At 61.2% G+C, this 13,602-nt stretch carries 11 protein-coding genes and 1 pseudogene; 10 read left to right on the top strand and 2 right to left on the bottom strand.

Annotated elements, in window-relative coordinates; translation table 11 throughout:
* Positions 1–25: 25 nt before the first annotated feature.
* The 5 genes from ACVWY5_RS27905 to ACVWY5_RS27885 all read left to right on the top strand — a co-directional run bounded on the left by ACVWY5_RS27905 (position 26) and on the right by ACVWY5_RS27885 (position 5,325).
* The gene (locus tag ACVWY5_RS27905) at positions 26–1,237 is read left to right on the top strand and encodes an FAD-dependent monooxygenase (RefSeq protein WP_080667298.1); all 1,212 of its coding nucleotides are present in this window, start codon (positions 26–28) and stop codon (positions 1,235–1,237) included.
* Between the two features lie 24 nt (positions 1,238–1,261).
* Positions 1,262–1,963: an isochorismatase family protein gene (locus ACVWY5_RS27900; RefSeq protein ID WP_028337514.1), complete on the top strand. Its 702-nt coding sequence runs from the start codon at positions 1,262–1,264 to the stop codon at positions 1,961–1,963.
* Positions 1,960–2,784: an alpha/beta fold hydrolase gene (locus ACVWY5_RS27895; RefSeq protein ID WP_028337515.1), complete on the top strand. Its 825-nt coding sequence runs from the start codon at positions 1,960–1,962 to the stop codon at positions 2,782–2,784. The genes ACVWY5_RS27900 and ACVWY5_RS27895 overlap by 4 nt, the downstream gene beginning before the upstream one ends.
* Before the next feature lie 42 nt (positions 2,785–2,826).
* Positions 2,827–3,879 carry a M29 family metallopeptidase gene (locus ACVWY5_RS27890; protein ID WP_028337516.1) on the top strand — a complete coding sequence of 351 codons (1,053 nt, stop codon included), beginning with the start codon at positions 2,827–2,829 and terminating at the stop codon, positions 3,877–3,879.
* Between the two features lie 87 nt (positions 3,880–3,966).
* Positions 3,967–5,325 (top strand): MFS transporter, encoded by a 1,359-nt coding sequence (locus ACVWY5_RS27885; protein ID WP_028337517.1) that lies wholly within the window; start codon positions 3,967–3,969, stop codon positions 5,323–5,325.
* Between the two features lie 466 nt (positions 5,326–5,791).
* Here the strand turns inward: ACVWY5_RS27885 and ACVWY5_RS27880 are convergent, their stop codons facing one another.
* Positions 5,792–6,127 carry a MarR family winged helix-turn-helix transcriptional regulator gene (locus ACVWY5_RS27880; protein WP_456671718.1) on the bottom strand — a complete coding sequence of 112 codons (336 nt, stop codon included), beginning with the start codon at positions 6,125–6,127 and terminating at the stop codon, positions 5,792–5,794.
* Between the two features lie 417 nt (positions 6,128–6,544).
* Here ACVWY5_RS27880 and ACVWY5_RS27875 point away from each other — a divergent pair, with 417 nt between their 5' ends.
* From ACVWY5_RS27875 to ACVWY5_RS27860, 4 genes are all read left to right on the top strand, one after another.
* The gene (locus ACVWY5_RS27875) at positions 6,545–7,498 is read left to right on the top strand and encodes a tripartite tricarboxylate transporter substrate binding protein (protein ID WP_321176589.1); all 954 of its coding nucleotides are present in this window, start codon (positions 6,545–6,547) and stop codon (positions 7,496–7,498) included.
* 6 nt (positions 7,499–7,504) lie between these two features.
* The gene (locus ACVWY5_RS27870; protein WP_028337520.1) at positions 7,505–8,023 is read left to right on the top strand and encodes a tripartite tricarboxylate transporter TctB family protein; all 519 of its coding nucleotides are present in this window, start codon (positions 7,505–7,507) and stop codon (positions 8,021–8,023) included.
* 2 nt (positions 8,024–8,025) lie between these two features.
* Positions 8,026–9,534, top strand: coding sequence for a tripartite tricarboxylate transporter permease (locus ACVWY5_RS27865; RefSeq protein ID WP_028337521.1), 1,509 nt, complete (start codon positions 8,026–8,028; stop codon positions 9,532–9,534).
* A gap of 95 nt (positions 9,535–9,629) precedes the next feature.
* A complete protein-coding gene (locus ACVWY5_RS27860) occupies positions 9,630–9,818 on the top strand; it encodes a hypothetical protein (RefSeq protein ID WP_038381567.1) in 189 nt (62 codons plus the stop codon).
* A gap of 99 nt (positions 9,819–9,917) precedes the next feature.
* Here the strand turns inward: ACVWY5_RS27860 and ACVWY5_RS27855 are convergent, their stop codons facing one another.
* Positions 9,918–11,156 carry a site-specific integrase gene (locus tag ACVWY5_RS27855; protein WP_028337522.1) on the bottom strand — a complete coding sequence of 413 codons (1,239 nt, stop codon included), beginning with the start codon at positions 11,154–11,156 and terminating at the stop codon, positions 9,918–9,920.
* Between the two features lie 1,561 nt (positions 11,157–12,717).
* Between ACVWY5_RS27855 and ACVWY5_RS27850 the strand changes: the two are divergent.
* Positions 12,718–13,230: pseudogene (locus ACVWY5_RS27850) on the top strand (ParB/RepB/Spo0J family partition protein); the annotation flags it as partial.
* Between the last annotated feature and the right edge of the window lie 372 nt (positions 13,231–13,602).

Raw genomic sequence — 13,602 nt, 5'->3', positions numbered from 1 at the left:
ATCATCGCTTTCGTTCGGAGAAACCATGAGCATTGAACAGGTCAGTAAGTCGAGCGTCCTGATCGCCGGCGCCGGTATCGGCGGCCTTGCGATGGCGCTGTCGCTGCTTCGCCGGGGCATCGATTGCGATATTCTCGAGCAGTCATCCGAACTGCGTGAAGTCGGCGCCGGACTGTGGATCTCGATGAATGGCGTGCGGGTTCTGAGAGACCTCGCGCTGACCGAGCAGGTGGAGCAGAACTGTATCGCAGCCGAGCGCCGAGACATTCGCCTCTGGAGCAATGGTGAAAGCTGGCCGCTCTATGACCGGAGTTCCGACGCTGCCGGGAACCAGCCTTATCTCTTGTTGCGCGCGCATCTGCTGAAGATCCTCGTCGAAGGCGTCCGTCGCCTGAAGCCCAGTGCGATCCACCTCAATGCGCATGTGGTCGGGTTCATCCAGGATGACGAGGGTGTTCGGGCGAAGCTGGCCGACGGCACTGAAATCCAGGGACACGCGCTCATAGGGGCCGATGGCGCTCACTCCAAGGTCCGCCTCGGCCTGATTGGAAATATCGAGAGCGAATATACGAACGCCATCGCATGGCGCGGCCTGGTGCCGGTCGAGCGTCTCGCGCCGCATCAGCGCGAGCACGTCGTCTCCACCTGGATCGGGCCGACTGCGCACGTCACCGCCTATCCGGTGAAATGGCAGGATACGCAATTGATGACATTCTCCGGGCAGGTCGATCGTGCCGACTGGCTGCTCGAGTCATGGTCGGAGAAGGGTTCGGTGAAAGAATGTCTCGGCGATTTCCAGGGCTGGCATTCCGACATCATCGAGCTGATCAGGAATGTCGACACGCTCAACAAATGGGGCCTGTTCGTTCGCCCGTCACTGGAGACGTGGTCCAAGGGGCGCGTCACGCTGCTTGGCGACGCCTGTCATTCGATGCTGCCCTATCTCGGCCAGGGCGTGAATATGGCGCTGGAGGATGCCTCGGTTCTTGCGCGCTGCTTCGATGACCAGCCGAACGATCTGGCCAAGGCTTTCCGGACCTATCAGGACCTGCGGCTCGACCGCACCAGCAGGGTCGTGAAGTCCGCGGCCGGTATGCTGCCGGTCTTCCATAATCCGGCGCTCAATTCGGTCGCGACGGCAGGCGACTACATCAAGACGCAATGGGCGCCCTCGGCAACGGCGGCGCGATACGACTGGATCTATCAGTACGACGCGACCACCGTTCCGCTTCACTGACGTCGCGATCACCGGAGTGCAGGCATGACCACGAAACAGCCCTGGGACGACGTCATTCCGCTCGAAGAGCAGGAAACCTATGCGATGGCCGGCTTGGGCGGCGCGGCCGGTTTCGGCAGGCGGCCCGCACTTCTCGTGATCGACGTCCAGTATCGATCGGTCGGCAACCGGCCGATGCCGATCCGTGAAGCCATCAAGCAATACCCTACAAGCTGCGGCGAGGCGGGATGGGAAGCCGTCGCGCATATATCGACTCTGTTGCGCATATTTCGGGAAGAAAAGCTGCCAGTGATCTTCCCCCACGTCGCGCGAAAGATCGACCATGACCACGGCGCGTTCTCGGCAAAGATCCCGGGCATCATGCGGATTCCGCCTGAGGGCTACGATTTCGTCAGGGAAGCAGCTCCGGAACCCGGTGAGCTGCTGCTGCCGAAGACCCAGGCCAGTGCGTTCTTCGGCACGCCGCTCGCCACCTATCTGATCGGTGGCGGCGTGGACTCGCTCGTCGTAACGGGCTGTACGACCAGCGGATGCGTGCGTGCATCCGTCGTGGATGCGTGCGCGCTTAATTTCAAATCCATGGTGCCGAGCGATGCGGTCTACGACCGGTCGCCTACGTCTCACGCGGTCAACCTGTTCGATATCGCGAGCAAATATGCCGATGTGCTGCCGACACAGGCGGTGATCGAGCGGATCCGAGCGCTCCCGTCGGAGAACGCGACGTGAGAGACGCATCGACGACCAGTCTGCTTTATGGCGCCCATGTGCGCGCCAACGGCATCCGGCAGCATTATCTGAGATTCGGCGGCAGCGGGCCGGCGGTGGTCATCGTCCCGGGAATTTCGACCGCGGCGGCGCAATGGGCGTTCATTGCCGAGCGCCTATGTGCCGGGCGCGACGTCTATGTCCTCGATGTTCGCGGCCGCGGTCTCTCCGAAAGCGGACCACATCTCAGCTATTCGCTCGATTCCTGCGCATCCGATCTCGTCGCATTCGCCGAAGCGGTCGGCATCGGGCCATATACGATACTGGGTCATTCCATGGGCGCGCGCATCGGCATCCGTGCAGCGCGCTGGCATTCGTCGTTCATCGAACGGCTGATCATGATCGATCCGCCGGTGTCGGGTCCTGGGCGCCGCCGTTATCCGATCCCGGTCGAGCCCCTCCTGAAATTGCTCCATAGCGCGCAGCGCGGCGAAGCCGAGACGGCGCTTCGCGCATCGGATGCCCCGCAATGGCCCGAACGGCATATTCGGATGCGGGCCGAGTGGATGCATACATGCGATGAGCGCGCGTTGATCGAAAGCCACAGGGGCTTTCATCACGATGACATTCATTTCGACCTCGCAAATCTTGACGTCGCCACCGCCCTGATCGTTGCGGGGCGTGGGGGCGTCATTCGATCCGAGGATGAGGCCGAGATCCTCAGGCTTCTGCCATCGATCGCGATCCGGCGGCTAGAAGGCGCAGGTCATCAAATGCAGATCGACGACACCGAGGGCTTCCTCGCCATTGTCCAGGAATTGCTCGCGCAGCCCCACTTCTAGGGGACTGCAAATCCATGTGTCTCTATCCGGAGGTCTTTCACAATGTCTAGACAACGCGTCGATGTTGAAATGCTCGATCTGTTCAAGGCCGAGCTCGAGCTCTGCAAGGTCAAGAAAGGTGAAGTCGTCGTCGTTCTCAGTGGCGGCGAAGACCAGCCCGAATATGCTCAGACCTTCATGTTGGCCGCGCAGGCGCTCGGCGCGACGACCTTCCATCTTAACGTTCCGAAATACGGCCAGAGCAAGGTTGCCGGCCAGCAGGGCCGCCACGCGCTGACCGGAAACCAGCCGGCGATCGATACGCTGAAGCGCGCGGATATGGTGATCGATCTGCTGGGACTGCTGTTTTCCCGGGAGCAGACCGAGATCCAGGACGCCGGCGCGCGCATCCTGCGCGTGATGGAGCCGTTCCATATCCTCAAGAAGATGTTCCCGACCGAAGACCTTCGCCGCCGCACCGAATTGTCGCGCAAGCTGCTGCAGTCAGCCAACAAGATGCGGATCACGTCGCCGGGGGGCACGGACGTGACCTATGGCCTGAAGCAGTATCCGGTGATTTCGGAGTACGGATACACCGACGAGCCGGGCCGCTGGGACCACTTCCCATCGGGCTTCGCTTTCACGCAGGCGACCGACGGCGAGGTGAACGGCACGGTGGTCCTCATGCCCGGCGATATCCTCTGTGCCTTTAAGCGATACATCCAATCGCCCGTCACGCTGACGGTGAAGGAGGGATACATCACCGATATCCGGGGTGACGGGACCGATGCGATCCTGATCAAGAACTATATCGACAGCTTCGGCGATCCGCGCGGTTGGGCGATCTCCCATATCGGTTGGGGCTCCAACGAGCGTGCGCATTGGCATCATATCGCGGCTTCGCAGCAGCTGTCGTCGGAGCACATCATGAACGCGCTGTCGTTCTACGGTAACGTGCTCTTCTCGACCGGTCCCAATACGGAACTTGGTGGCACCAACGACACGCCGTGCCATCTCGATATTCCTCTGCGCGGCTGCAGCCTGTGGCTCGACGGTATCCACGTCCTGGACAAGGGTGAGTTCGCCTATCCCGAGCTGAGGGCACCGGGCCGATAGCTCCAGGGACAATAGGCCCATGGCCGGACTCCACAACTCGGGTCCGGCCATGCCGCGCACTTCACCTCTCAATTTCGAACGAAGACCATGTCAGCAACGATATCTCAGTCGAATGACTACACCGCGAGCCAGCGCTACGCGATCATGATCTCGGCCATGCTGGGATACATTCTCGATTTCTACGATGTGCTGATCTTTCCGTTCCTGCTTCCGGCCATCCAGCGGTCGATGTCGCTGTCGCTCACCGAAGTGGGTTCGCTCCAGGCGCTGACCTTGTTCGGATCGGCGATCGGCGGTGCGATCTTCGGCATCGTCGGCGATCGGTTCGGCAGGAAGACGTCGTTGCAGTTGACCATCCTCCTGTTTTCCGTGGCCGCCCTGATCTCCGCCTTCGCCTGGGATTACTGGTCGCTTGCGGTGCTCCGGCTGATCACGGGAATCGGTCTTGGCGGCGAATATGGCGTCGGAATGGTTCTTTTCAACGAAGCCTGGAAGAAGAACAGCCGTGGCCTCGGCGCCGCCGCGCTACAAGGTTGCGCCGTCATCGCATCTTCGGCCGCATCGATCGTCGGTATCTGGCTGATCGCCACCTTCAGCGACGAATGGAGCTGGCGCATCGGTCTTCTCACCGGTGGTGCTCCCATTCTTCTCACCGTCTTCATTCGCTTCTTCATGCCCGAATCCAAGATCTGGCAGGAATACGATGCCGGGCGCCGAGCAAGCCGCGGTGCTGCGAAGCCGCGCACCCTGCCGCTTGCCGACATCTTCCGAAACGGCTTCATGTGCCAGACCATTGTCGCCTTCATCTGGCTGATGAGCTACATGCTTTGCTATTACAGCGTGGTGTCCTTCATCCCGACGCTTCTGTTGCGCGACATGCACACGCCCGGAGATGTTGTCCGGACAACCGCCGTGTTGCTCTCATTCGTGAGCGGAATCTGCTATCTCGCGAATGGATTGTTCAACGACCGCGCCGGTCGCCGAGCAGGCGCGATCGTGCCCGCGCTGTTCTGGGTCGGATCTCTGGTCGGAATGGCGATGTGGGGAGGCCAGCTTTACGCGGGGTCGAAGACCGAGTGGCCGATGTTCTGGCTCTATATCGCCTTCGGCATGGGGAATGTCGCGCTCGGCGTTACCGGTGTCTGGATATCGGAACTCTATCCGGTCAATCTGCGTGCAACGGCGGTGTCGACCTTCTATATGGGCGGTCGTGGGCTCGGCAGTATTGCGCCGGTGATCGTACCCTTGGCCGCCGCGCATCTCGGCGGTAGCCTCCTCAACGGCATGGTGGCGGTCGCGCTTCCTGCGGCGGCCGTCTTCATCATCGCATCGCTGATCTTGCCCGAAACCCTTGGTCGGGATCTGTCCGCCAGAGGCTTCAAGGCGGAGGTTGATGCGGAGGCTGAAACGGCTACGAAAGACGCTGCCTCGGTATCGCGCGTGTGAATCTTCTGCCGGCGTCCGGCGATTTGTTCCGCTTGCAACCGAACTTTCGTTCGCCAAAGGACGAATACTGACGCATCTGCTGTAGCCAGGTGCGTCCGAAATTCAGCACTGGGCTTCGACCTTTCATACCGGTCTCAAAGCGAGGTCGCAAAGAAATCCACGCATATCGTCTGTCTGTGATGGCCGGCCGAGGAATGTCGCGACCCGTATCATCCCGCCGTATCGAGAAGCGTGGCGAGGATGCCACCATGTGCGAACGATGGTCGGGATTGGAGATGAATTAATCTCGCTGCGGGGATGCCAAGCGGAACTTGCCGGTGGCTGCCGGGACTACGCTCAAGCTCATCCAGCGTGCCATATGGTTGCGCGAAAGACGGGTCTGCAGGTCATCCAGAGAAAGCTGCCTGATTCGGTCGGTCATCAGACCGTCAGTTCTCCTATAGTTGCTGTCGGCAGAATCGATGACCTACCTGAGAATGATCTTCTTGAGAAGAGCGGTCAGCGTCGCGTGTTCGGCAGGAGATAGCGGAAAGAATGTTTCGCGTGAAACTTCCTTCACCGCTGCAATGGCTCGATCGGCAACAAGCCGGCCGTTCTCGGTCAGATCGATCGCGACGCGGCGGCGATCGAGGGGATCGACGATGCTCTCGATCAGTCCGCGGCTTTTCAGTCGGTTGATCACGCCGGTGATCGTCGCCGAGTCATAGTGAATGAGACGGCCGAGATAGTTCTGAGAGCAAGGCCCGACCTCCTTGAGTTTGGCCAGGGTCGAGAATTGCGGTGCCGTGAGGCCGTCGATCATCTTGGCCGTGAACACGGTCGTATGCGTTCGCAGCGCAACGCGGAGCAGGAAGCCGGGTTGGTCATCCAATGCATAGGACGCCTCGGCTTCCGGTGCTTTTCCGGTCGAGCAAGTCTTCTTCGAAACGGTAGTCATGGAGTTCCTGCGCCTTCGAACGGATGCCGCGAGCGTCAGCGAGCTCCGATGCTGCGTTACCTGTGTTTCTGCGATGTTTTACCGCAGTGCGGTGCTTGCTTGCAAGTTGTGCGCTTGCGAACAAGTTTTGTGCTTGCATACGAGCAATCATCCAAATAGCGTCGTCACGGATGATCTTTGGGGAAGCGTCGCGCCCCGGGCGAAAAAAAGCTCGGAGCTGGGATACAGCGGGATGTGCCCGGCCTCGGATCGTCGCTCGATTACTCGACGGGATCGCTCACGATGCGCAAATTAGTTGTAATCGCCTTCGCCAGTCTTTCTCTCGCCGGTTCTTGCGCTTATGGCGCCGACGAGTCATTTCCAACAAAGCCCGTTACTCTGACTGTTAATTATGGTGCCGGCGGCGGCTCCGATGCGATCGCCCGTGCGTTGGGCCGCGCGCTCGAGAAGCCGCTCAAGCAGCCGGTCGCGATCGAGAACGTCGCCGGCGGCGCCGGCACTCGCGGTGTAACCGCGGTGGTGACGGCGCAGCCCGACGGGTACCAGATCGGCGTCGCGACCAATAGTCCGATGACCATTGCCGTGCATACCGTGAAGGGCCTGACCTGGGGTGATCCCAGTACCTACGATATCCTGGGCGGCATCGGCATCGTCTACAATGCGGTCGTCGTGCAGGCCGACTCGCCGCTCAAGACGCTCGACGACGTGGTGAAATTCGCCAGGGACAATCCGGGCAAGCTCAAGGTCGCGAGCATCGCCGGCGGCATCAATCAGTACACCTGGGATGCGTTCGCCAGGAAAGCGAACATCAATGTCAGGTTCGTGCCCTATAGCGGCGATGCCGATGGCGTCGCCCCCTTCCTCGGCAAGAACACCGAGCTTGCGGCGCTGACCTGGCCGGGATTGAAGGCGCAGGTCGAGGTCGGAAAGGCCCGGCCGCTGGCCGTATTCGGTCCCGAGCGGATGAGCTCGAACCCGGACGTGCCGACCTTCAACGAGCTCGGCTACGACGTCGTCACGACCAGCGACTACGTCGTCTATGCGCCGAAAGGCATTCCCGAGGCCAAGCGGAAGGTCCTCGTCGAAGCGGTGAAGCAGGCGGTCTCCGATCCCGACTTCATCAAGGTGCTGGCGACCCAGAACATCCAGGTGCAGTTCACCGATGGCGACAAGATGACCCGTCAGTTTACGGAGGTCTTCAACGCCACGGCCCCGTCCTCCGTGAGCGGAAAGTAGGACGCAATGGATCAGATGACGGTCGTCGGCACTGAAGTTCCGATTGAAGTGAATGCTTCGGCACCGGTGACGGGAGCGCGGCTTGCCTCGGTCATCCTTACCGCGGCGGGACTGTTCTATCTCTATCACGCCAGCCAGCTGCCGCTCGGCGATCCGCCGGGCACGGGCGTCGGCGCGATTCCCTTGCTGATGGGGATTTGCTGGGTCGCGTTCGGTGCCTATTCGGCCCTGCGCATCCCGAAGGCTTCGCCGGAGAGCGGGCTCTGGCCGCGCGGGCGCGAGGCGCTGCGCGTTCTGGCGACGCTGCTGCTGTGCGTGACCTTCATCGCCGCCTTGCCGTTCTTCGGAATTTTCCTGACAACCGCGATCTTTCTTCTGCTGATGGCGCGCCTCGCCGGCTCGCCCTGGAAGAGCGCGCTGATCCTCAGCGTCGCGACGCCGGCGGCATTCTGGGTGGTGTTTTCGTGGGGTCTGAAGGTGTCGCTGCCCTACGGCTCGCTCGTGTCCGATGTTCTGAGGGGCTGATCATGGAATTGCTCGGCAACATGCTCGGCGGCTTCGCCGTCGCGCTCCAGCCCATCAACGTCGCGGCCGCGTTGCTCGGTGCGCTGGTCGGCACTGCCACCGGCGTGCTGCCGGGGCTCGGCGTGCTCGGCGCGATGGCCATCCTGATGCCCATCACCATCCACTTCTCGGCCGTGACTGGCCTGATCATGCTGGCCGGCATCTACTACGGCGCGATGTATGGCGGATCGACAACGGCGATCCTCCTGCGCATCCCCGGCGAAAGCGGATCCATCGTCACGACGATCGACGGTTACGAATTCGCGCGCAAGGGGCGCGCCGGCTCCGCGCTGATGATCTGCGCGGTCGGATCGTTCATCGCCGGCACGATCAGTATCGTGGGCCTCAGCCTATTCACCACCTTGCTGGCGGATGTCGCGCTGCGTTTCTCGTCGCCCGAATTCTGCCTTCTCGCGGTGCTCGGCGGCCTGACGCTGGTGCGCATTACCGGAAACAATCCGACGCAGAACATGCTGATGCTGGTGATCGGCGTCGCGCTGGCGACGATCGGCGTCGACGCCGTGAGCGGGGACACCCGCTTCACGTTCAACACCGGCAGCCTGGCGCTCGGCTTCGACCTCGTTCCGGTCGCACTCGGCCTGTACGGACTAAGCGAGCTGTTCCATGTGCTGGCGTCGAACGAGGGATTTCCGCGGGCCGACACGGTGCGGCTGCGGGACATGATCCCGACGCGCGCCGAGTGGTCGCGCGCCTGGCCGGCAATCGTGCGCGGATCGGGCATCGGCTTCCTGATCGGACTGTTGCCCGGCCCGGGTTCGCTGACGTCGACCTTTGCGTCCTACGGCGTCGAAAAGGCCATCGCCGGCGAGCACAAGCATGAGTTCGGCAAGGGAGCGGTCGAAGGCTTCGCAGGACCGGAAGCTGCGAACAACGCGGTCGCCACCTCGGCGCTGGTGCCGGTTCTCAGTCTCGGCATTCCCTTCACGCCGAACGTGGCGCTGATGCTCGGCGCCCTGATCGTCCAGGGGATCCAGCCGGGCCCGCTCCTGCTGTCGCAGCATCCGGACGTGGTATGGGGTCTGCTCGCGTCGATGTATATCGGCAACATCGCGCTGCTCGCGCTAAACCTGCCGTTGGTCGGCATGTGGGTTCGCCTGTTGCGCGTGCCGCAATACTCGCTCATCGCCTTCATCTTCGCGATCAGCTTCATCGGCGTCTACACCGTGCGCAACAGCTACTGGGATCTTTGCGTCCTCGTCGGTTTTGGCATCTTGGGCTTGGTGTTGCGCCAGATCGGATTCGATCTCGCGCCGATGATTCTTGGGCTCGTGATCGGCCCGATTTTCGAGAAGGCGCTGCGCGAGACGTTGTTCCTCAGCGGCGGCGAGCTGTCGATCTTCGTCACGCGTCCGATCAGCGCGGTGCTGACGGCGCTGTGCATTTTGGCCGTTATTGCGCCGACCATCGCAGCGGCGCTCAGGCGCAGCAGAATCGTTCCTCAACCGTCGTAAGAAGAAATCCGGCGTCGCTCGGCGCGCGGCGGGTCCGCCGCCGAGCGCTGCTGCATGGAGGTCACCCGCGTGCAATATCCAGGCTGGTACTCCAATTGACGTTGATCGAGAGCGAGATGGAGGCTCAAGAAGTGAAGATCGACCTCGGCGAACCGAACACGAACTTGATCCGATTGATCGACGCGCGAAACCCTCTGCAATTGCCAAATGTTTATGCAGGCAGTTTATATGCACTGCGAGATCATATTGATCTCGTGCGCACGCCTCTGGCCGCAATGGCTTGACGCCGTCGCTTATGCGAGGGGCGCCGCAAACCGTAAATGACAGCTCCGGTCGAGCCGACAATTGGAGTGGCCCCCGAGGCTGCCGAAACTGGTACTGAACTAAATCGTCTGTCTACGCAGTTGCAACACTGAACCGAAACTGCCACGGCTTCCTTGGACCTTCCTGTCTCGTTTGGCGATCTTCTCGACTGCGTCCGAAAGATAGTCGGGGTGATGATGGCCGTAGGTATTGAGCAGAACGTCGAGCGACATACCAAGGTAACCTGCGGCCTGCCACGGATCGGCGCCACGCTGCATTAACCAGGTTGCTGCCGTATGCCGGAGTGTATGAGGCGAAATGCCCGCGCCGAGGCCGGCTAGTCGAACGGCAGTTTTGAAAGCCGTCTTTACCGATGTCACGGGCTTTCCATTGAACTCCACGAAGTGCTTTGCGTCATAATCTATCTGATGCCAACGCCGGAGATGCGCAAGCAGGCGCGGCGGGATCGGCACTGGCGGTTGTCGCTTGTTGGTCTTCGCGTCGCCTTGGCGGCGCCGGTAGTATATGCCGCGATCCAGGTCGACAAACGAACGGCCTACTGCCGGAATGGGCGAGGCTGCAGCGATAGCGCCGGCTCGGGATCCGCTATAGACGCCGATCAAAATGAACCGCGCCAGATGCCGCAAGGGCCGTTTTTCCGTTGCGACTTTCTCGCCTTTCAGTGGCCCCCGTGACATTTTCTGCATCTCGCGGTACCGCCAACACGTCCAGATCAGCTTCGCGGCATCGGATCTCGCCAGCCATTTATCGCGCGGCTCGCCCTTTGCGGGCAACGTGATCTTGACGATCCCTCGATGATAGCCTTCCGCAGCGTGATGGTTGATCGCTGCACGCAAGTCTTCGAGATCGCGCCTTGAGCCTCCTCTGTTGCCGCGCTCCCTTGCGAATTGACGGCACTGCTCGCCGTCAACATCGGCAAGCATTTTCGCACCCCACCAGTCGTTCAGCCGCCCAATCCGCTTCTTGAATTTGCGGATGCCTGGAATTGTCTCTTGGTCGTCTTCCATGACCTTGAAACGATCGCGAAGTTTGGCAAGTTCTGCATCGAGGTAGATCGAAAGCACATCCCCGACCGGGATCGATTCAATGTCCTGGGCCTTGCGCTTGGGGATGTATTTCGATGCAATGTAGTCCTTCAGCTTTTGTTCCGCGGCCGCAACTTCATCTGAAGCGCAGCCTGTGCTGATATCCCTGCCGCCATCCCGGATGATCCAGTTGGCTCTGTGGGTAATCCTGCCGGCTTTGTCTCGTCGGGCGGCCTTGAGTTGGAGCCTGGCCCCCTTGCTTCGACGCGGCATAATTCTCTCATCCTCTCTATATGGAAGAGTGTCGTGTAATCTTTGCCCGCAATGCGCTCGATGACGAGCCTTCCGCGAGCGCTCTCTCTGCGCAGCCCCGACGCCGTCATCGATCCATCGGGAAAAGCCGTGGCCGCTGCCACCGAAAGGCGAAGCGGATCGTGCGGGCCAACGCCTTCGAGGCGCTTTGACACATCGAGCATGTTAGCGAAGTCGCGATAAAGATGATCGGGTTCTGCGCGCACGACTTCGCAGCGTTTTTGTTCGTCTGGGGAGTGTGCTTGTCCTGAACTGTTTGGCGGATACGTGGATTGATGATGTGTGGCTACGCTGATCACGACTAAGGCCCTGCTTAGTGCAGCCGCTCTTGGGAATCCCCGCAGGCGTGCTCGACGGCTCGAGATCATCAGTGCCCATCGGCACATACAATCAACTCGCGGACGGTCACTCAATTACAAGGAGGGACTGTTTGGGCCGGGATGGGCGGGCGCAGAGAATGCGCAGGGAGATCACGCCAACGTCATCCTAGGTGCGGATATCGATCACTTTTGCGATAGGGCTGCTTCGCGCTCCTCGGTCCAATCGGGTTTGACTGCAGGATGCTTGCTACCGGCATTGACGCAAGACAGCCGCAGCGAGACCATTTGCTTCGTTTTCTGTGTCACTGTCCGCAGGCCAGCCGGGAGGTCTCACGGGTCGCGCTCATTCGCCGGTTGGACGTAATGGCCGCCGGTTCGACGATATGGCCGCATAATTCTATTGGGTCGGACGTCGCCCCGATACTGGTAGATTTGACAGGTGGTGGATCGGCTCGGCGAGCCGCCTGGGACGGCCTTGGTTTGGGATCACTGATGCGGTCGTCCCCCAAAACTATTGGTGTGCGTGCGGCGTCGCCGCAGCTGGCTCTCGTCAACCGAGCCGCATGGCGTCTCGGCCATCCGGCTTCGATCCCTCGCGCAAGCAACAGATGATAATGTGTCGTTCGCCGGAGGCACTCGCCCGCGGACCCGCCGGCATTGCTATGTCGGCGTCGCTATCACTGTCCCGCGCTCGGGTGCCTAGTTGACCGGTCTCGCGACGGCAGTCGCCTCGGTGCCGCGGTCATTGCATGCCCGACTGCCCTCTCGTCGGCTGCCTTTTGATTTGCTCACTCCTGGCTTGATGTCACTTCCTCTGAGCTGGCCCAGCATTCTCACGCTTGAGAGCGTCACCTTGCAATCATCCTGACCACCGCACCTTTGGTGCGGCGATGGCCGCTTCGCGTCTTTTTGGTTGAAGAGGACATCGAAGGGGCGCTGCCCCTCGCGCGCGCCAGGGTAAAGCGCCGGCTTTGCCGGCGCCGCCCCGAGCGGTCGGTCTTCCGCGCTTTTCGCAAGATCCTCCACCTCTTGAACGACGGACACACGCTTGTGTAGACCCGCTCTTGCGAGCGGTCCTTATCGGGCGGGCGATCCCCACCGCTCGGGTCGCCCTGGCACTTGCTACCCCCGGTCTCGCCGACGGGCAGGGGCGCAGGCGCGTGGTGCGCCTTGCACCCATGGAAGCAAAAGGAAGAATGATCATGTCGGCCAGGCACCTTGAAAAGCACGTTGAAATCATTCCCGCGAGCGGGACGGAGGTTCTCATTCCGCTCAACAAGCTCAAGAAGTCAGCGAATAATGCGCGCAAGACGCCGCACAGCGAGGCGGCGATCGAGGCCTATGCGGCGAGCATCGCCGCCAAGGGCATCCTGCAGAATCTGGTGGTCGAACCGGAGCTGGATGGAGAGGGAACAGCTACCGGGTTCTATCTCGTGACCATTGGCGAGGGCAGGCGGCTGGCCCAGCTTCTGCGGGTCAAGCGCAAGGAGATCAGGAAGACCGAGCCGATCCGCTGCATCGTCGACACCGCGAATGATCCGCACGAAATCAGCCTGGACGAGAACGTCACCCGGGAAAACATGCATCCCGCCGACCAGTTCGAGGCGTTCAGGAAGCTTTCGGACGAGCGCGGTTTTGGCGCGGAGGAGATCGCTGCACGGTTCGGCGTGAGGCCGCATGTGGTGCAGCAGCGCCTGCGGTTGGGTACGGTTTCCGATGCTGCAGCGGGCGTTGGCAGCCATGGCAATCCCCGTCAGTTCGCCCAAGCGTGTCGAGAGGCAGAACATGTCGTCAACGGGATGACCACCCGCACCGGCACGATCTGCGAGAGCGCCCAAAAAAGCTCTCAGGTAGCACCGCAGGGACAATGCGGTGGGCGTGATGCCAGAGGGAAACTAGTACCTAGCTCATCAACGTGATGGGCTCCACTTCGTCAGTGGCCAGCCGGAAGTCAGACCGGAGGGAGGGAAAGGGCAGAACTGTGACTCAAGCAAGGGAACACTCCGTACACGGAAGTGTCGTCTTGGGCACTATCGGGATGCTCGGTCGCACACGTTGCGCATACTCCCCATGTAGCCCACTATCGT

The organism is Bradyrhizobium sp. USDA 3256 (assembly GCF_054058275.1).
This window is presented reverse-complemented; position numbering and strand designations above follow the sequence as displayed.

Excerpts from the sequence above, each read along its gene's own strand:
- ACVWY5_RS27855 (WP_028337522.1), bottom strand. The coding sequence starts at position 11,156 with ATGCCGCGTCGAAGCAAGGGGGCCAGGCTCCAACTCAAGGCCGCCCGA.
- ACVWY5_RS27905 (WP_080667298.1), top strand. The coding sequence starts at position 26 with ATGAGCATTGAACAGGTCAGTAAGTCGAGCGTCCTGATCGCCGGCGCC.
- ACVWY5_RS27875 (WP_321176589.1), top strand. The coding sequence starts at position 6,545 with ATGCGCAAATTAGTTGTAATCGCCTTCGCCAGTCTTTCTCTCGCCGGT.
- ACVWY5_RS27870 (WP_028337520.1), top strand. The coding sequence starts at position 7,505 with ATGGATCAGATGACGGTCGTCGGCACTGAAGTTCCGATTGAAGTGAAT.
- ACVWY5_RS27885 (WP_028337517.1), top strand. The coding sequence starts at position 3,967 with ATGTCAGCAACGATATCTCAGTCGAATGACTACACCGCGAGCCAGCGC.
- ACVWY5_RS27880 (WP_456671718.1), bottom strand. The coding sequence starts at position 6,127 with ATGATCGACGGCCTCACGGCACCGCAATTCTCGACCCTGGCCAAACTC.
- ACVWY5_RS27900 (WP_028337514.1), top strand. The coding sequence starts at position 1,262 with ATGACCACGAAACAGCCCTGGGACGACGTCATTCCGCTCGAAGAGCAG.
- ACVWY5_RS27865 (WP_028337521.1), top strand. The coding sequence starts at position 8,026 with ATGGAATTGCTCGGCAACATGCTCGGCGGCTTCGCCGTCGCGCTCCAG.
- ACVWY5_RS27890 (WP_028337516.1), top strand. The coding sequence starts at position 2,827 with ATGTCTAGACAACGCGTCGATGTTGAAATGCTCGATCTGTTCAAGGCC.